Source organism: Paraburkholderia sp. (genome assembly GCF_028283785.1).
Lineage (GTDB): Bacteria > Pseudomonadota > Gammaproteobacteria > Burkholderiales > Burkholderiaceae > Paraburkholderia.
This window is the reverse complement of record NZ_JAPWKB010000019.1, coordinates 1404335-1421273: the sequence shown is the minus strand read 5'-3', so window position 1 is coordinate 1421273 and position 16939 is coordinate 1404335. Positions and strand designations below refer to the sequence as shown.

The window sequence follows — 16939 nt, the reverse complement described above, 5'->3', positions numbered from 1 at the left end:
ATGCGCGCCTCGCGACTACATGCGGGGCAAACGCTTCACGCCTTCTTTTTCGATGTTCTCCAGCCAATCGGCCCACGCCTGCATCATTTCGTGTCGCCTGGATAAATCACGCAGATGCGTCGCGGCAGTTGCTCGAAAATCATCGCCCGTTGTCGATTCGTCAGCACCGGGGAATATATAAGTCATCCCCTCGTTGATAGTAGCCCGGCGCATGTGCGGATTTCTGGTTCGTCTCTGTGCATTGGGAACAGATTTCTGCGAATCATCGACAGTGGGCGCTCGGGTGTGCCCGACAGGGGAATGTCCAGACGCATCCCCAACGCAAGCCAAACCGCACCACAACCGCAAAGCCGTTAAAGTAACAGGCTCGCGCTATCTCCCTGACTATCAACCCTGACCACAAACCCCGCAAGGACAACACCGTGATCCGACATATCGTGATGTGGAAGCTCAAAGAGTCCGCCGAAGGCGCAACCCGTGCAGAGAACGTCGTCAAGATGAAAGCGAAGCTCGAAGCCTGCCGCGACATCGTGCCGGGCATCTTGCGTCTCGACGTGGGCATCGCCGCGCCGGGCCTCGACTCGACCTACGACGTCGTGCTGGATTCCGATTTCGCCGACAAGGCCGCGCTCGACGCCTATCAGGTTCATCCCACGCATGAAGCGCTGAAAGTGTTTATCGGTGCCGTGCGCGAAGCGCGTCAATGCGTGGATTACGAAGTCTGACGCACCGCATGGTCGATCCCAAACATCCTCAATCCGCTGACGGCGCCGCATCGCCGCAACCGGCGGTCGAAAGTCCGTTCGTCGATCATCTGGGCGTGCAGGTCGTGTCCGCACTCGACGGCGAAAGCGAAGTCGTGCTGCCGCTCGCCGCGGATCACATGAATACGTGGGCGGTCGCGCACGGTGGCGTCACGATGACGCTCGCCGACGTCGCGCTTGCGATGGCCGCGCGCAGCCTGGCCGCGGACGGCGTCGGCGTGGTCACGGTCGAGATGAAGGTCAACTTCATGCAGCCGGGACGCGGCGAGTTGCGCGGTTTCGCGCGCGTGCTGCATCGCTCCACCACGATGGCGTATTGCGAAGGCGAAATTCGCGACAGCGAAGGGCACTTCGTCGCAAAAGCGCTCGGTACCTTCAAATATATGCGCAAACTCGCGGTGGGCCGCGACGTCACGCACCAGCGTCTGCGCAGCGACCCTGCGGCGAATCCCGGACCGAGCGACGGCTGACCCTTCGCCCGATCGCCCACCATCGCCCAGAACGAACAGAACTCACGGAGACAACCGTCATGACTGAAATCAATCACCAGCTAGTGCTCGCGTCGCGTCCGCAAGGCGCGGTCACGCCCGACAATTTCAGACTCGTCGAAACGCCGTTGCAGCCGCTCGCGGACGGTCAGTTCAGGGTCCGCAATCACTATCTGTCGCTCGACCCGTACATGCGCGGACGGATGAGCGACGCGAAATCGTATGCGGCGCCTCAAGCGCTCGATCAGGTGATGATCGGCGGCACGGCGGGCGAGGTGGTGGAATCGAAGCATCCGAAGTTCGCCGTCGGCGATAAGGTCGTCGCGATGTTCGGCTGGCAGGAATACGGCGTGTCGGACGGCACCGGTGTGCAGAAAATCGATACCACGCACGTGCCGTTGTCGGCGTTTCTCGGACCGGTCGGGATGACGGGCGTCACGGCCTGGTATGGCCTGAACAGGATCATCGCGCCGAAAGCGGGCGAAACCGTGGTGGTCAGCGCGGCGAGCGGCGCGGTCGGCAGCGTGGTCGGTCAACTGGCGAAGCAGGCGGGCGCGCGCGCGGTCGGAATCGCGGGTGGCGCGGAGAAATGCCGCTATGTCGTCGAGACCCTCGGCTTCGATGCGTGCGTCGATTACAAGGCCGGCAATCTGTATCCGGATCTGAAAGCGGCGACGCCCGACGGCGTGGACGGCTACTTCGAAAACGTCGGCGGCGAGGTGCTCGATGCAAGCTTGTCGCGGATGAACGCATTCGGCCGGATCGCGTTGTGCGGGATGATCGCCGGTTACGACGGCCAGCCGGTGCCGCTCAGGTATCCGCAGTTGTTGCTGACGCAGCGCTTGCTGGTGCAAGGCTTTATCGTTAGCGAACACATGGACGTGTGGCCGCAGGCGTTGAAGGAACTGGGCACGCTGGTCGCGCAGAAAAAGCTGCACTATCGCGAAAGCATCGCGCAAGGTCTGAAGGCCGCGCCGGAAGCATTTATCGGCTTGCTCAAAGGCCAGAATTTCGGCAAGCAGCTCGTCAAGCTGATCTGACCGGGCGCACGCACGGCACGCGCAAGTGCAACGCACTTGCGTCAAAACATAAGAATCATGGAGACAAGCCGATGTTCGAATTCGGAGGAAAAGTCGCGGTCATCACCGGCGCGGCAAGCGGCTTCGGTCGCGCATTCGCTGACAAAGGCGCCGCGCTCGGCATGAAACTGGTGCTGGCCGATATCGACGGCAACGCACTCGCGCAAACGGTCCAGGCGCTGCGCGCAGCGGGCGCCGACGCGATCGGCGTGCCAACCGACGTCGCCGACGCCACCCAGGTCGAAGCGCTCGCACATGCCGCGCTCGACGCGTTCGGGAAAGTACATCTGCTGTTCAACAATGCCGGTGTCGGCGCGGGCGGTTACCTGTGGGAAAGCTCCGCGCGCGACTGGGCGTGGGTCTTCAACGTCAACGTGATGGGCGTCGCGAACGGCGTGCGCAGTTTCACGCCGTTCATGCTGCGGCAGAACGAGCCTGCGCATATCGTCAACACGGCGTCGGTGGCGGGCTTGCTGTCGCCGTCGTCGAATGGGCGTGTACAACGCATCGAAACACGCGGTCGTGTCGCTGACGGAGACGCTTTATCACGATTTGCAGCATGTCGGCGGAGCGCTGGGCTGTTCGTTGCTGTGTCCGGCTTTCGTGCCGACGGGCATCGCGGATGCCGAGCGCGCGCGTCCCGACGCATTGCGCAACGACGCGCCGCTGACTGCATCGCAAGCGGCAGCGGACAGGCAACTGCATCGGGCGGTGCAATCGGGCAAGATCACGGCGGCAGACGTCGCCGCGCTGACCTTCGACGCGATCGCCTCGCGGCGTTTTTACGTCATCACCCATCCGGCGATCATGCCGAGCGTTCACTTGCGCCACGCGGATATCGAGGCGCAGCGCAATCCGACCGATCCACTGTCATTGAAGCCGCAAGTGAAGGCCGAGGTGAAGCCGTTGCAATAAGCACACGCGGCGCGCCCGATGCGCCGCCTGATCCCGTCATGGCATCATGGCGACGCCGTGAACGGGCGTCGGCAGACGCTTCGTCACGCTTCGTCACCTTATTCGTCACCTTATGTGACTCGTGATCCTTTCGCGGCGCTTTCGTGCCGTCCCCGTCCGATGCCGCTACATCCCAGGATCGAGCAGGTGCTCGACATGATCGCGCGGGCGAAACGCCCGTCCTATCACCAGCTGACCGCGCATCAGGCGCGGGAAGCGTATTCGAAAAGCGCGCCGATCCTCGAGATTCCGAGCGCGCCGATGTTCGCCGTCGACGATCTCGCCGTGCCGGTTCGAGACGGTTCGACGATACGTGCGCGCTTGTATCAACCGGTCGAACCGAGTTGGGCCGAACCCGCGCCCGCGCTGGTCTATTTTCATGGCGGCGGTTTCACGGTGGGCAGCGTGGACACGCATGACGCGTTGTGCCGGATGTTCGCGCGCGACGGTCAGTGCATCGTGTTGTCCGTCGATTACCGGCTTGCGCCCGAATTTCGCTTTCCGACCGCAGTGAACGACGCGTTCGACGCGCTCGCGTGGTTGCACGCGCAATCGGGCGTGTATGGGATCGATCCGGCGCGGATCGCGGTCGGCGGCGACAGCGCGGGCGGCACGCTCGCGACGGTGTGTGCGGTGCTCGCGCGCGATGCCGGGTTGCCGCTCGTGTTGCAGATGTTGATCTATCCGGGCGTGTCCGCGCATCAGGACAGCGCGTCGCACACGCGACTCGCCGACGGTTATCTGCTGAGCGGCGACACGATTCAGTGGTTTTTCAATCACTACATCCGTGACGCCGACGATCGCGAAGACTGGCGTTTCGCGCCGCTCGACGGCACGCACGGCGAGCGGCACGCAGCGCCGTCATCGGTTTCGGCTTCGGCGACTGACGGAAGCGACCGTGTGCCGGATTTTGCAGGCGTCGCGCCGGCATGGATCGCGACGGCCGAATACGATCCGCTCAGCGATGAAGGCGACGCTTATGCGCACAAACTCGAGGCGGCGGGCAACCGCGTGACGCTCGCGCGCTATGCGGGGATGATCCACGAGTTCTTCAAGATGGGCGGTTTCGTGCTGGACGTGATGCGCGCGCATCGGGACGCGGCGCGCGCGTTGCGCGTCGCGTTCGGCATCGAATCAGGTGATTGAAAAGAGGCGCTTGAAGCGGCAGCGTTATCGCTGGACGTCGTAGCTGAAGCTTCGTTCGAAATCGCCGGGCCGAACGATCCGGTGCGAACCGTTGTCGTCGCTGCGTTCGGTGACGCTGACGTGCAGCGTCACATCACGATCCGCGCCGCTCGCGACGACCTGCAACGCGGTCGTGCCTCGCGTGCCATAGCCGGGCGTGTCGATAAACGCCGCCGACAGCGCGCGCTCGCGTTCCAGCGGAATACCGGTTGCGGGCAGTTCGTCGTCGCGAGCAACGCGCGGGTCGCGCATCAGCTCGATCAGCGTGCCGAGCGGCGGTTGCGCGTCGGTTGCGAGCAGGCCGGCGAGTTCGCTGCGCTTGCGCACCAGTTTCGGCCAGCGCGTGTCCAGCACGGCGTTCGAAATGCCGTGCGTGCCGGGCGTGAGCAGTTGCGGCGCCGCTTGCGTCCCCATCGCGACGGGCGGACGGTTGCAATACCAGCCGAGCTCACGGCGCGTCCAGTCGCCGATCAGCAGATTGAAGCCGTTGTAGAGATCGCCATCGCGCGCGACGGCGTTCAGGTAGTCGAGCGGTGTCGCCGCGCGCTCGCCGGTCAGCCAGTTGCTGACGAGCATGCCGCGAGTGGGGGCGTCGGCGCGCATTTCGGCGGGCGCGCGATAGTTGGTCAGCGCGGCGAAGCGGCCGTCGCGCGTCATGCCGAGCCAGCTGCCGCCGCCTTGCAGATCGCGGCCGGCGAGTACGCCGGGCGCGTCGGACCACCAGTTCAGCGGTTCGGCGGTGCGATGCAAAAATTCGTCGCGATTCGCGGTGAGGGTGAACACCGCAGCGGATTTATCCGCGCCGGACGCATCGGGCCGCCAGTCGAACACGATCAGACACATTGAGCAGATTCCGCAAGGGTGACGGCGGCGCGCGATGCCGCGTCTGAAACGACGCCGGCTTCAGCGGTTTGAGCGCCGCGAAAGGCTCCGGGCTCATGCGCCACGCTGAAGCACGACGCCACAGCATCGCGCCGCGCCCGGATCATTCAGACGCGATCAGACTTCCGTCGGCAACGAATAAGGCAACGCCAGAAACGCCAGCGCCGCGCCTTCGGCCGAACCGAGATGGACGCTGCCGGTTTCGAGCGCGGCGAGCTTGATCTCGACCAGCACATCGACGCCGCCTTCGGCTGCCGCCGCTGCGTTCACGATCATCCCGCACGGTTGGCCCAGATCGTCCGAATGGAACAGTTCCGCGCCCGGTTTCACCGTGTCCGGTTCGCCCGCGACGTTCGCGAGCGACGTGCGCCGCTTGATCGTGCCGCGATACTGGCTGCGCGCGACCACTTCCTGACCCGGATAGCAGCCCTTGCGGAAATTTACCGCGCCGAGCACGTCGTAATTGACCATCTGCGGCACGAACTGCTCGACGACGGCCTGCGTGATGCGCGGTTCGCCCGCGCGAATGTCGAGCCAGTCCCAGACGGCCGGCGACACGCGCTTGAGCTTCGCGTCGAGCGCGGCGAAGTGCGACTCGACTTCGGCTTTCGGACCGACCCACAGATAGCGCAGCCGTCCGAACGCGTCCGGCACGCGGATCAGCGTGCCCGCCGGACCGTCGATTTTGACGTGGACGGCATCGGGCAACGCGTCGAACGCGGTGGACAGCGCCGCGCGGAGATCGACGGCGGAACCGGCCAGCGCGACCACGGCGAGTTCGCCGGACGCGTCGGTCAGTTTGGCTTTGGCGCGCAGCACGAACATCGACAGGCGTTTTTGCACCGCCGCCTGCACGTCTTTCGACAGCAGCAGACGGATCGTTTCGCCGCTGCGCCACGTCAGGAACGATGCGAGCAGACGGCCCTTCGCCGAGCAATAGCCCGCCAGCCGCGCGCTGGCGGCGTCGAGATGCTGGGTGTCGTTGGTCAACTGGCCGTGCAGGAAGCTGGCGGCGTCGTCGCCGGTCGCGTCGATCACACCGAACTGCGTGAGCGGCATATACGCGCCATGCGCGAACACAGCGGCAAATTCATCGCGCGACGGACGCGGCAGCGCGGCGGGTGCGTCGGCAGCGGGCGTCGAAACGGACGCCGGAGCGTTGCCGGAAGGGGAAGCGAGCGGGGCAGTCATGGATTTGAAGTACAGTCAATTCTGACTTTAGCGGAGGCAAGCAAGTATTATATGGGGTCCATCCCAGCCATGTTCCGCATGTCCCTTTTGAAAAAATGTCTCATCGCCGGTTCGACGGTCGTCGCACTGGCGGCTGCCGCCGTGGTCGGCGGCTATTACTGGGCCACCTCACCCATTGCACTGAACGTCGCGCAACTCGACGTCACGGTCAAGCCGCACAGCAGTTTGCGCAGCGTCACCGCGCAGTTGAATCGCGGCGGCGTGCCGCTCGAGCCGGAACTGTTCGTCATCATGACGCGGCTGCTCGGGCTGCAAAGCCAGCTCAAATCCGGCAATTACGAATTCAAGCAAGGCATCACGCCGTACGACGTGTTGCAGAAAATCGCGCGCGGCGACGTCAACGAATACGTCGCGACCATCATCGAAGGCTGGACGTTTCGCCGGATGCGCGCCGAACTGGACGCGAATCCCGCGCTCAAACACGATACGGCCGGCATGACCGACGCCGATCTGCTGAACGCGATCGGCGCGCCGGAAGCGTCGCTGGCCAATGGCGAAGGGCTGTTTTTCCCGGACACGTATCTGTTCGACAAAAATACCAGCGACCTCGACGTCTACCGGCGCGCGTACCGTCTGATGAAGCTGCGCCTCGACGAAGCCTGGTCAGCGCGCACGGCCAATCTGCCGTATAAGACCCCGTACGACGCGCTGACGATGGCGTCGATCATCGAAAAAGAAACCGGCAAAGCGTCGGATCGTCCGATGGTGGCGGCCGTGTTTCTGAACCGTTTGCGTGTGAACATGCCGCTGCAAACCGATCCCACCGTGATCTACGGGATGGGCGAGACCTACACCGGCCATCTGAAGAAGCGAGATCTGCAGACGGACACTCCTTACAATACCTACACGCGGATGGGCCTGCCGCCGACGCCCATCGCGCTGCCCGGCGTCGCGTCGCTGCAGGCGGCGCTCAATCCGGCGCAGTCGCCCGCGTTGTACTTCGTGTCGCGCGGCGACGGCAGCAGCATTTTTTCTGACACACTCGGCGATCACAACAAGGCCGTCGACAAATATATTCGAGGGCAATGATGGCGCGGGGCAAATTCATCACGTTCGAGGGCATCGACGGTGCGGGCAAGACCACGCACCTCGCGTGGTTTCGCGATCAGCTCGAACGCAAGGTCGCGCCTTCGGGGCGCACCGTCGTGATGACGCGCGAACCGGGCGGCACGCCGCTGGGCGAGGCGTTGCGCGATATCGTGCTGCATCAGAAGATGGACCTCGAAACCGAAGCGCTGGTGATGTTCGCCGCGCGTCGCGAGCATCTGGCACAAGTCATCGAACCGGCGCTGGCGCGCGGCGACTGGGTGCTGTCCGACCGTTTCACAGACGCGACGTTCGCCTATCAGGGCGGCGGGCGCGGGCTGCCGCGCGACAAGCTCGAAGCGCTGGAGCGTTGGGTGCAGGGCGGGTTTCAGCCCGACATGACGGTGCTGTTCGATCTGGCGCCCGACACCGCCAGCGAACGCCGGTCGGCGGCGCGCGACCCGGACCGCTTCGAAAGCGAATCCGATGCATTTTTCACCCGCACGCGCGCCGAATATCTGCGTCGCGCCGAAGAGGCGCCGTACCGCTTCGCTATCATGGATTCGTCGCAAACCATCGCGGCGATCCAGAAGCAGCTCGAGAGCCTGATCGCAATACTTTGATTTTTAAAAGAGAAACGATGATTTATCCGTGGCAAGCCGACGATTGGAGCCGCCTTCAGCAATTGCGCGGGCACTGGCCGCATGCGCTGTTGCTGTACGGCCAGGCGGGCATCGGCAAGCTGCGCTTTGCGCAGCATCTGGCGCAAGGTCTGCTGTGCGAAGCGGGGTTGCCTGACGGCCAGCCGTGCGGCGCGTGCAAGGCGTGCACGTGGTTCGCGCAGGGCAATCACCCGGATTACCGGATCGTGGTGCCCGAGGCGCTCGCGGCGGAAGCCGGCCTGAACGCCGCCGCCGACGAAAAAGCCGACAAGGCCGACGCCGACGACGCGAAGAAAACGCGCGCGCCGAGCAAGGAAATCAAGATCGAACAGGTGCGCGGACTGCTGGATTTCGTCGGCGTGGGTTCGCATCGCGGCGGCGCGCGGGTCGTCGTGCTGTATCCGGCCGAGGCGCTAAACGTCGCGGCCGCCAATGCGCTGCTGAAAACGCTCGAAGAACCGCCCGCGGGCGTGGTGTTCCTGATGGTGTCGGCGCGGATCGACCGGTTGCTGCCCACCATCATCAGCCGCTGCCGCAAATGGCCGATGGCCTTGCCCGAGCCGGAATCGGCGGTGCAATGGCTGGCGAAGCAGGGCGTCGCCGATGCGCCGGCGTTGCTGGCCGAAGCCGGCGGCGCACCGCTCGCCGCGCTCGCGCTCGCCAGCGACGACAACCGCGCGCTGCGCGACTGGACGCTGAAGCAACTCGCGGCCGGCGCCGCGTGCGACGCATTCGCATGCGGCGAAGCGTTGCAAAAGCTGCCGGTGCCGCTGGTGCTCGGCTGGCTGCAACGCTGGCTGTACGATCTGCTGGCGCAGCGCACGGCCGGCGCGCCGCGCTATTTTCCGCAGGCGGCAACCTCGCTCGCGCGCTGCGCGGAAAAACTCGACGCCAATGCGTTCAACCGTTTCAGCAAGACCGTGACGCGTCAGCGCGCGGTCGAAAACCATCCGCTGAACGCGCGGCTGGTTTTCGAAGAACTGTTTATCGGCTATCGCGACCTGTTCGCGTGAGCCCGTTGCGCGGCGCCTGCCACGCAGGCGTCGTCTGATTTTTACTCATTCACACGCTGCCCGACACCATGAGCCTGACGTATCGCGATGCCACGCTCGACGATCTGCCTGCAATCGTCGCCATCTACAACTCGACCGTTTCGTCGCGCCAGGTCACGGCAGACCTGGAACCGGTGACGGTCGAGAGCCGTCTCGCATGGTTCCATGCGCACGGTCCGAACAAACGTCCGCTGTGGGTGATCGAAGAAGGCGGCGAGATCGTCGCGTGGCTGAGCTTTTCCGATTTCTACGGCCGTCCGGCCTATCTGCGTACCGCCGAAGTCAGTATCTATCTGCACGAAAACGCGCGTGGCAAGGGCCTGGGCAAGCAGTTGCTGAAGGCGTCGCTGGATGTCGCGCCGGGGTTGGGCATCGATACCGTGCTCGGTTTCGTGTTCGGCCACAACGAACCGAGCCTGCGGCTGTTCCGCGGTTTCGGCTTCGATGTGTGGGGCACGCTGCCGCGCGTCGCGGTGCTCGACGGCGTCGAGCGCGATCTCGTGATTCTCGGCCTGCGACTGCACAAGCCGGTCGCCGCAAGCTAGCCAGGTTTATCGCGCACCGTCGCACTTCTTTCAACACCGGATTCACCGCAGGACACGATCATGTTTGTCGACTCGCATTGCCATATCAACTTCGAAGGACTCGCCGACCGCCTGCCGCAGGTGATCGAGAACATGCGCAGTCATTCGGTCACGCACGCGCTGTGCGTCAGCGTCGATCTGGAAACGCTGCCGTCGGTGCTCGACGTCGCGAATCGGTACGACAACGTGTATGCGTCGGTGGGCGTGCATCCGGATCACGAAGACATGCGCGAGCCGAGCGTCGCGGAACTGGTCGAACTGGCCGGGCATCCGAAAGTCGTGGCGATCGGCGAAACCGGTCTCGACTATTACCGTCTCGAAGGACGCTCGATCGCCGATATGGAATGGCAGCGCGAGCGCTTTCGCACGCATATCCGTGCCGCGCACGCGACCGGCAAGCCGTTGATCATCCACACGCGCGCGTCGTCCGAAGACACGCTGCGGATCATGGCCGAGGAACGCGCGAGCGAACCGGGCGGCGTGATGCATTGTTTTACCGAACCGTGGGCGATTGCCGAGCAGGCGCTGGCACAAAATTTTTACATTTCGCTGTCGGGCATTGTCACGTTCAAAAGCGCAACGGACGTGCAGGACGTGGCGCGCCGGGTGCCGCTGGAGCGTTTGCTGATCGAAACGGATTCGCCCTACCTTGCGCCAGTTCCGTATCGGGGCAAGCCTAATGAACCTGCGTACGTAAGTTATGTCGGACGCTTCATCGCACAGCAACGCGAGATGCCCGATGAGGCGCTCGCCGCCGCGACGACCGACAATTTCTTCCGTCTGTTCAGGATTCCGGCGCCCGCGCGTGCCTGATCGCTGTCAGACCACTATTCAAAAGGATAGGGACGCGTCCCGAAGCCCGTTATGAACCATCGTTCGATTCCGCTGCAACCGTCGTTTTTCAATCGCAATACCGTGGGTGCGGCGCATCGCCGGTTCACGTCGCTGGCTGCGCGCGTGGTGGTGCTCGCCGGTCTCGGCTGGGCGGCGCTCGCTGCGGTGCCGGCGCACGCAGCGCCGGCCGATACGATGATCAAGGCCGTCAAGTTCGACGACATCAATGAAGTCAACAAGCAGTTGTCGCGCGGCATGGATCCGAATCTGAAGGACGATCAGGGCATTCCGCTGCTGGTGCTGGCCGCGCGCGAGAAATCGGATAAGGTCGGCGCGGCACTGGCCGCGAACCCGAAGACCGACCTCGAAATCACCGACAAGGCCGGTGAGAACGCAATGATGCTGGCCGCACTGAACGGCGACGTCGACTTCGTCAAACTGCTGATTGCGAAAGACGCCGAAGTGAACAAGAAGGGCTGGGCACCGCTGCATTACGCGGCCGCCAACGGTCACGACGACGTCGTCGCGTTGCTGCTCGACCATTCCGCGTATGTCGACGCCGGTTCGCCGAACGGCACGACGCCGCTGATGATGGCGTCGCGCGGCGGTCATATGTCGACCATCAAGCTGTTGCTCGACAACGGCGCGGATCTGTCGGTGAAGAACCAGATCGGCATGAACGCCATCGACTTCGCGAAACAGTACAAGGAAGTCGATGCGGTCGAAGGCTTGACCGCACGGATGCAGCAGATGCAACAAACGCAGCAGCCGAAGTGAGCGACGTGCCGCCGTGGCTTCGCGTGCACGGCCGGCGCCATCCTGCTTCGCAAAACAGTGCAAAATAATGATTTCGGTGCGCTGCGCGCGGCGCACCGGTGGACGCGGCGTGAGACCGCCTGATAACCGCTTCGATTACTGGAAGGAATAACAATGTTGCGGGCTTTGATTTGCGCCAGCGCGCTTGCCATACCGCTGTCGGCCGCCGCTTTTACGGCCGGCGACCTCAAAAAGCTTTGCACGAAAACCGACGTGGTGTCGCGCGTCTCGTGCGCGTCGTACGTCGAAGGCGGGGCCGACGCGATCTACAACACGATCGACGCGATCGGCGGTACCACGGGTCCGCGGATTGGCCAGTATTTCTGCCTGCCGACCGACGCCACCGCCGAGCAGCTCACCGACGCGGTTCGCAAATACATCGCGAACAATCCCGGCGTCGAAGTGTTCAACGCGAGCACCGCGATCTCGCTGGGTTTGCAGAAGGCGTATCCGTGCAAGGTGCCCGACAAGGACTGAGCGCGGCGCGCGGAAGTCGCTGCGCGATGATATTGACTGATGTAGCCTGAATGCAGGTTGTGTTGAACTCGCGGCGCTCGCCGCGAGTTCAACCCGTTTTCGATCCATTGTTCCGACTTTTCAGATCGCCTTCCGGATCGTGCGTCCGGATTGCCCGTTGTAACGGCTTTGTCGCTTTTTCGCGGTTTCATCGTCGTTCAATCGTGCCGGTTTTATTGCGTTTATCGCGTTGCCGGCCACTCAATACGCGCGTCGCCCGACGTGACGCGGCAAGCCGGTACGGCACAGTACGGCATCTCGAGGCTTCGACGGCAGCAGCGCCGTTCGGCCAGACTTCCCGGTGGCGCAGTTCGCGCAGCGTGGCGCCATGCCCGCCGGTCCGATTCCCCAGCCCTGCAATACAGGACGCCGCCCCGGAGCACGCCATGCCCAACCTGGACGACCTCTACCGTTTTTTCGACCGGTTCACCGACGCCCCTTTACATAACTGGATCGCCGCCCTGATCGTGATGGCGATCGTGGTCGCGCTGGCGGTGATGGTGCATCGGGTCGGTGCGCGCATCGTCAAGCGGATCGCGCGACCGTTCCCGTTGACGGCGACGATCCTGCACTACGTCGATCGTTCGACGCTCGCGGTATTCGTGATTCTCGTGATCGAGGCGGTGCTCTGGGAAGCGCCGGATCACCTCAAGTTCATTTCGACGCTGCGCGATATGGCGGCGGTCGCGCTGATCGGCGCAATTACGTGGTTCTCGGTGCGCTCGGCGGCGGCGATCGGCGAGGCGATTATCCAGGCGCACCCGCTCGATACCGCCGACAACCTTCAGGCGCGCCGGATTCACACCCAGGCGCGGGTGCTGGCGCGCTCGGTGATGGTGGTGATCGTGATCATCGGGATCGGCGGCGCGCTGATGACGTTTCCGAACGTCAGGCAGATCGGCGCGAGTCTGCTGGCGTCGGCGGGTGTAGCCGGTCTGGTCGCCGGTATCGCCGCGCGGCCGGTGCTCGGCAATCTGATCGCCGGTTTGCAGATCGCGCTGTCGCAACCGATCCGCCTCGACGACGTCGTCGTGATCGAAAGCGAGTGGGGACGCATCGAGGAAATCACCGGCACGTACGTGTCGGTGCGGCTGTGGGACCAGCGGCGGCTGATCGTGCCGCTGCAATGGTTTATCGAGAATCCATTTTCGAACTGGACGCGCAGCAGCTCGCAGATCATCGGCACGGTGTTTCTGTTCGTCGATTACCGGATGCCGATGGCGCCGCTGCGCGAGGAACTGGCACGCATCGTCGAAGCCGCGCCCGAGTGGGACGGCCGCGTGCAGGTGCTGCAGGTCACCGACGGCACCGACCGGGCGATGCAGCTGCGCGCGCTGGTCAGTTCGCAGGACTCGGGCTTGAACTGGGACTTGCGATGCCGCGTCCGCGAAGGCTTGCTGGAGTTTATCCAGCGACACTATCCGCAGTATCTGCCGCGTGCGCGCGCCGAGGTGTCGGCGGAACTGGAAACCGGCAAGACCGGCACCGGTCCGCTCGACTGGGTGCCGCGTGGGGCGCAGGCGCCGGCCGGCAGCACGGCCGCGCACACGGAAGCCGATCCGGTCGCGAGCCGGGGCGCGCGGGCGCAGCCGCTGGAGGAAAAAGGGTCTGCCACGCGGAATGACGCGGGCCAGACGGTCGAGTTTGCAACTGATGAGGCCCCAGCACGGTCGAACTGAGTCTGCCGGCGTAGTGTCGCGCAATGTGCGGCACGCGCCGTGCAACAGCACGACGCGTCACGCCGACGCAATCGCATAAAACTACGGAGGAGCACACAGATGGGCCGACTGATCGTCGTATCGAACCGCGTTGCCACACCCACCGAGACCAAGGGCTCGGCGGGCGGTCTCGCCGTGGGGGTGTTCGGCGCGTTGAAGGATGCGGGCGGCGTGTGGTTCGGCTGGAGCGGCGACGTCGTCAGCGAAACCGTCGCGAACGCAGGACCGACGCTGGTCGAGGAGGGCGCGGTGACGTTTGCCACGGTCGGCCTCACGCGCAAGGACTACGACCAGTACTACCGCGGTTTTTCGAACGCCACGCTGTGGCCGGTTTTTCACTACCGCAACGATCTCGCGCGCTATGAGCGCGACGAATACGCGGGTTACCGGCGCGTCAACGCATGGCTCGCGCACAAGCTGGTCAAGCTGCTGCAACCGGACGACGTGATCTGGGTCCACGACTATCACCTGATCCCGTTCGCCGAGGCGTTGCGCGCGGAAGGCGTGACGAACCGGATCGGGTTTTTCCTGCACATTCCGTTTCCGGCGCCGCAAATCCTGCTGAACATCCCGCCGCACGAGGAACTGGTCAAGTCGTTGTGCTGCTACGACCTGATCGGCTTTCAGACCACCACCGACGAAGAAGCGTTTCAGGATTATCTGGCGCGGCACGCGCGCGGCACCGTGGATCGCGACAAGCATCTGGCCGAAGGGTTTGGGCGCAAGCTGCGCACGGGCGTGTACCGGATCGGCGTGTTTCCGGACGAAATCGCCGAGCAGGCGCAGCGCTACGAAAGCCGTCAGCACGTGATGGAACTGAAGCAGAGCCTCGAAGGACGCAAGCTGATCATGAGCGTCGACCGGCTCGATTATTCGAAGGGACTGGTCGAGCGTTTCCGGGCGTTCGAACATCTGCTGGAGCGCTCGCCCGAGTGGCGCGGCAATGTCACGCTGGTGCAGATCGCGCCGCCCACGCGGTCCGACGTCGCCACCTACCAGAAGATCCGGCAAGACCTCGAAGGCGAAGCGGGGCGCATCAACGGCCGTTATTCCGGTCTGGACTACACACCGATCCGTTATCTGAACCAGCAGTACGACCGCTGGAAACTGATGTCGCTGTTTCGCGAATCGCAAATTGGCTTTGTCACGCCGCTGCATGACGGGATGAATCTGGTCGCGAAGGAATACGTCGCCGCGCAGAATCCGGACGATCCCGGCGTGCTGGTGCTGTCCACGTTCGCGGGTGCGGCGCAGGAACTGACCGGCGCGTTGCTGGTGAACCCGCACGACGCGGTCGGCATGTGCGAGGCGTTGCAGCGCGCGCTGTCGATGCCGCTCGATGCGCGTCAGCGGCGTCACGAGATCAATATGAAGGCGCTGCGCACCAACGACCTCGGCGTGTGGCGCGATTCGTTCCTGCGCGATCTGCGCAGCATTCCGGCGCGCAAGACCGCGAATCGCGAACCGTTGCCGTCGGATACGCCGGTCAGGCAGGCGGGGGCGTCGAAGAGCGGCGCGGACAAGGCGGCGAAGGTCGAGCGTGCCGAAAAAGCCGCTGATAAGTCGGCCGAAAAACCAGCCGAAAAACCCGACAAAGCCGTCAAAGCCAGGAACGGCAACGGCGCGGACAAATCGACGAAAACCGGCAAGACTCGCGCGGCGGACAAGGGCGGCAAGCACACCTAACCCGCGCGGCAGGCGGCGGGCCGGATGTTTCCCGTGTGTAACAGCGCTCAGGAATTGAAAGCCTGGGCGCGCGCGGCGAATCGATGTTTGATAATGGTTTGCAGGGTCGGCCCGTCCGATGACGGCAATCGCGTTATCCGTTATCAGGGCGTCGCCGAATTGCCCGGCTTTACCCGCGCTGGCATACTCGTGCCCCAAACATCGGCACCCACATAGCGCGCGGCCAGGTCGGGCCCGTCGCTTGATGCGGTCGTTTCCGGAGACATTCGATGAGAATTGCGCAGATCGCCCCCTTGACCGAATCGGTGCCGCCGAAGCTGTATGGCGGCACGGAGCGCGTCGTGTCCTACATCACGGAAGCGCTGGTCGATCTTGGCCACGACGTCACGCTCTTCGCCAGCGGCGATTCGGTGACAAACGCAAAACTCGAAGCGGTCTGGCCGCGCGCGCTGCGCCTCGACCCCGGCATTCGCGACCGCATCGCCCCGCACATGCTGCTGATGGAACTGGTGCGGCGCAAAGCCGAAGAATTCGATGTGCTCCATTTCCACATGGACTACTACTCGTTTTCGGTATTCAACCGTCAGGACACGCCGTTCGTCACGACCTTGCACGGTCGTCTCGATCTGCCCGAACAGCAGCCGGTGTTCGATACCTTCGGCACCGCGCCGGTGATCTCCATTTCGAATTCGCAGCGCCATCCGTTGCCGCAGGCGAAATGGCTGCGCACGGTCTATCACGGTCTGCCGGATCAGCTCTATACGCCGCAACCCGTCGAGCCGCGCTACCTCGCGTTTCTGGGCCGGATTTCGCCGGAAAAGCGCGTCGATACCGCGATCCGGATTGCCGGGCGGTGCGGCTTGCCGATCCGGATTGCGGCGAAAGTCGATAGCGCCGACCTCGAATATTTCGAACGCGATATCCGGCCGTTGCTGGATTTGCCGCATGTCGAGTTTATCGGTGAAATCGCCGACGATCAGAAGGCCGAATTTTTGTCGGGCGCGCATGCGCTGGTGTTTCCGATCGACTGGCCGGAGCCGTTTGGGCTCGTGATGATCGAGGCGATGGCGTGCGGCACGCCTGTGATCGCGTTCAATCGCGGTTCCGTTCCGGAAGTGCTGGACGACGGCATCACCGGCTTTATCGTCGAGGATGAAATCGGCGCGGTCGCAGCGGTGAACCGCCTGAGCAAGCTGTCGCGTGCGGGCGTGCGTCGGCGCTTCGAGGAGCGCTTCACGTCGCGCCGGATGGCCGAGCAATATGTGGACGTCTATCAGTCGGTGATTCGCGCGCAGAAACGCTCGCGCTTCAAGGTGATCGATACGTCGGCGAACTAATTGCTGGCTGCGTGAAACGCGCGTGCTGCGAAGACGGCGCGCAAAACAAAACGGCGATGCTTGCGCATCGCCGTTTTTTTTGTCGTCATGCCGAAAAGGCCCGGT

General features: G+C 63.9%; 16 protein-coding genes and 2 pseudogenes. 15 read left to right on the top strand and 3 right to left on the bottom strand.

Features of this window, described 5'->3' with window-relative positions:
- Positions 1-15 precede the first annotated feature (15 nt).
- Complete coding sequence (locus PW947_RS28550) at positions 16-186, bottom strand: hypothetical protein (protein WP_299635713.1); 171 nt, start codon at positions 184-186, stop codon at positions 16-18.
- Between the two features lie 236 nt (positions 187-422).
- Between PW947_RS28550 and PW947_RS28545 the strand changes: the two genes are divergently transcribed.
- From PW947_RS28545 to PW947_RS28525, 5 genes and pseudogenes are all read left to right on the top strand, one after another.
- Complete coding sequence (locus tag PW947_RS28545; RefSeq protein WP_299635712.1) at positions 423-725, top strand: Dabb family protein; 303 nt, start codon at positions 423-425, stop codon at positions 723-725.
- Positions 726-733: 8 nt separating this feature from the next.
- Positions 734-1234, top strand: coding sequence for a PaaI family thioesterase (locus PW947_RS28540; RefSeq protein ID WP_299635711.1), 501 nt, complete (start codon positions 734-736; stop codon positions 1232-1234).
- 59 nt (positions 1235-1293) lie between these two features.
- Positions 1294-2292 (top strand): NADP-dependent oxidoreductase, encoded by a 999-nt coding sequence (locus PW947_RS28535; protein WP_299635710.1) that lies wholly within the window; start codon positions 1294-1296, stop codon positions 2290-2292.
- Positions 2293-2363: 71 nt separating this feature from the next.
- Positions 2364-3246 (top strand): annotated as a pseudogene (locus PW947_RS28530) (SDR family oxidoreductase).
- A 159-nt stretch (positions 3247-3405) separates the two neighbouring features.
- On the top strand, positions 3406-4431 hold the full coding sequence (locus PW947_RS28525; RefSeq protein ID WP_299635709.1) for an alpha/beta hydrolase: 1026 nt from the start codon (positions 3406-3408) through the stop codon (positions 4429-4431).
- A gap of 24 nt (positions 4432-4455) precedes the next feature.
- Here PW947_RS28525 and PW947_RS28520 read toward each other — a convergent pair whose 3' ends face one another.
- Positions 4456-5313: an NRDE family protein gene (locus PW947_RS28520; protein ID WP_299635708.1), complete on the bottom strand. Its 858-nt coding sequence runs from the start codon at positions 5311-5313 to the stop codon at positions 4456-4458.
- Between the two features lie 156 nt (positions 5314-5469).
- Complete coding sequence (locus tag PW947_RS28515) at positions 5470-6543, bottom strand: folate-binding protein (RefSeq protein ID WP_299635707.1); 1074 nt, start codon at positions 6541-6543, stop codon at positions 5470-5472.
- A 78-nt stretch (positions 6544-6621) separates the two neighbouring features.
- Between PW947_RS28515 and mltG the strand changes: the two genes are divergently transcribed.
- From mltG to PW947_RS28465, 10 genes and pseudogenes are all read left to right on the top strand, one after another.
- Positions 6622-7632 carry an endolytic transglycosylase MltG gene (gene mltG / locus PW947_RS28510; RefSeq protein ID WP_299635706.1) on the top strand — a complete coding sequence of 337 codons (1011 nt, stop codon included), beginning with the start codon at positions 6622-6624 and terminating at the stop codon, positions 7630-7632.
- Positions 7632-8252, top strand: coding sequence for a dTMP kinase (gene tmk, locus PW947_RS28505; RefSeq protein WP_299636072.1), 621 nt, complete (start codon positions 7632-7634; stop codon positions 8250-8252). Before mltG ends, tmk begins: the two co-directional genes overlap by 1 nt.
- 17 nt (positions 8253-8269) lie before the next feature.
- On the top strand, positions 8270-9304 hold the full coding sequence (locus PW947_RS28500; RefSeq protein WP_299635705.1) for a DNA polymerase III subunit delta': 1035 nt from the start codon (positions 8270-8272) through the stop codon (positions 9302-9304).
- A 68-nt stretch (positions 9305-9372) separates the two neighbouring features.
- A complete protein-coding gene (locus tag PW947_RS28495) occupies positions 9373-9888 on the top strand; it encodes a GNAT family N-acetyltransferase (RefSeq protein ID WP_299635704.1) in 516 nt (171 codons plus the stop codon).
- A 60-nt stretch (positions 9889-9948) separates the two neighbouring features.
- Positions 9949-10740 carry a TatD family hydrolase gene (locus tag PW947_RS28490; RefSeq protein WP_299635703.1) on the top strand — a complete coding sequence of 264 codons (792 nt, stop codon included), beginning with the start codon at positions 9949-9951 and terminating at the stop codon, positions 10738-10740.
- A gap of 51 nt (positions 10741-10791) precedes the next feature.
- Positions 10792-11538 carry an ankyrin repeat domain-containing protein gene (locus PW947_RS28485; RefSeq protein ID WP_299635702.1) on the top strand — a complete coding sequence of 249 codons (747 nt, stop codon included), beginning with the start codon at positions 10792-10794 and terminating at the stop codon, positions 11536-11538.
- 153 nt (positions 11539-11691) lie between these two features.
- A complete protein-coding gene (locus tag PW947_RS28480; RefSeq protein WP_299635701.1) occupies positions 11692-12054 on the top strand; it encodes a Rap1a/Tai family immunity protein in 363 nt (120 codons plus the stop codon).
- A gap of 425 nt (positions 12055-12479) precedes the next feature.
- Entirely contained in the window at positions 12480-13772 is a 1293-nt protein-coding gene (locus tag PW947_RS28475) for a mechanosensitive ion channel domain-containing protein (protein WP_299635700.1), read from the top strand.
- 99 nt (positions 13773-13871) lie between these two features.
- Positions 13872-15260: pseudogene (gene otsA / locus PW947_RS28470) on the top strand (alpha,alpha-trehalose-phosphate synthase (UDP-forming)); the annotation flags it as partial.
- Between the two features lie 506 nt (positions 15261-15766).
- Positions 15767-16834, top strand: coding sequence for a glycosyltransferase family 4 protein (locus tag PW947_RS28465; protein WP_299635698.1), 1068 nt, complete (start codon positions 15767-15769; stop codon positions 16832-16834).
- Positions 16835-16939 lie beyond the last annotated feature (105 nt).

What these genes read in the sequence shown, in the direction of transcription:
- PW947_RS28500 (WP_299635705.1), top strand. Translation starts at nt 8,270, where the DNA reads ATGATTTATCCGTGGCAAGCCGACGATTGGAGCCGCCTTCAGCAATTG.
- PW947_RS28495 (WP_299635704.1), top strand. Translation starts at nt 9,373, where the DNA reads ATGAGCCTGACGTATCGCGATGCCACGCTCGACGATCTGCCTGCAATC.
- PW947_RS28535 (WP_299635710.1), top strand. Translation starts at nt 1,294, where the DNA reads ATGACTGAAATCAATCACCAGCTAGTGCTCGCGTCGCGTCCGCAAGGC.
- PW947_RS28465 (WP_299635698.1), top strand. Translation starts at nt 15,767, where the DNA reads ATGAGAATTGCGCAGATCGCCCCCTTGACCGAATCGGTGCCGCCGAAG.
- mltG (WP_299635706.1), top strand. Translation starts at nt 6,622, where the DNA reads ATGTCCCTTTTGAAAAAATGTCTCATCGCCGGTTCGACGGTCGTCGCA.
- PW947_RS28550 (WP_299635713.1), bottom strand. Translation starts at nt 186, where the DNA reads ATGACTTATATATTCCCCGGTGCTGACGAATCGACAACGGGCGATGAT.
- PW947_RS28540 (WP_299635711.1), top strand. Translation starts at nt 734, where the DNA reads ATGGTCGATCCCAAACATCCTCAATCCGCTGACGGCGCCGCATCGCCG.
- PW947_RS28485 (WP_299635702.1), top strand. Translation starts at nt 10,792, where the DNA reads ATGAACCATCGTTCGATTCCGCTGCAACCGTCGTTTTTCAATCGCAAT.
- PW947_RS28490 (WP_299635703.1), top strand. Translation starts at nt 9,949, where the DNA reads ATGTTTGTCGACTCGCATTGCCATATCAACTTCGAAGGACTCGCCGAC.
- tmk (WP_299636072.1), top strand. Translation starts at nt 7,632, where the DNA reads ATGGCGCGGGGCAAATTCATCACGTTCGAGGGCATCGACGGTGCGGGC.
- PW947_RS28520 (WP_299635708.1), bottom strand. Translation starts at nt 5,313, where the DNA reads ATGTGTCTGATCGTGTTCGACTGGCGGCCCGATGCGTCCGGCGCGGAT.
- PW947_RS28515 (WP_299635707.1), bottom strand. Translation starts at nt 6,543, where the DNA reads ATGACTGCCCCGCTCGCTTCCCCTTCCGGCAACGCTCCGGCGTCCGTT.
- PW947_RS28525 (WP_299635709.1), top strand. Translation starts at nt 3,406, where the DNA reads ATGCCGCTACATCCCAGGATCGAGCAGGTGCTCGACATGATCGCGCGG.
- PW947_RS28480 (WP_299635701.1), top strand. Translation starts at nt 11,692, where the DNA reads ATGTTGCGGGCTTTGATTTGCGCCAGCGCGCTTGCCATACCGCTGTCG.
- PW947_RS28475 (WP_299635700.1), top strand. Translation starts at nt 12,480, where the DNA reads ATGCCCAACCTGGACGACCTCTACCGTTTTTTCGACCGGTTCACCGAC.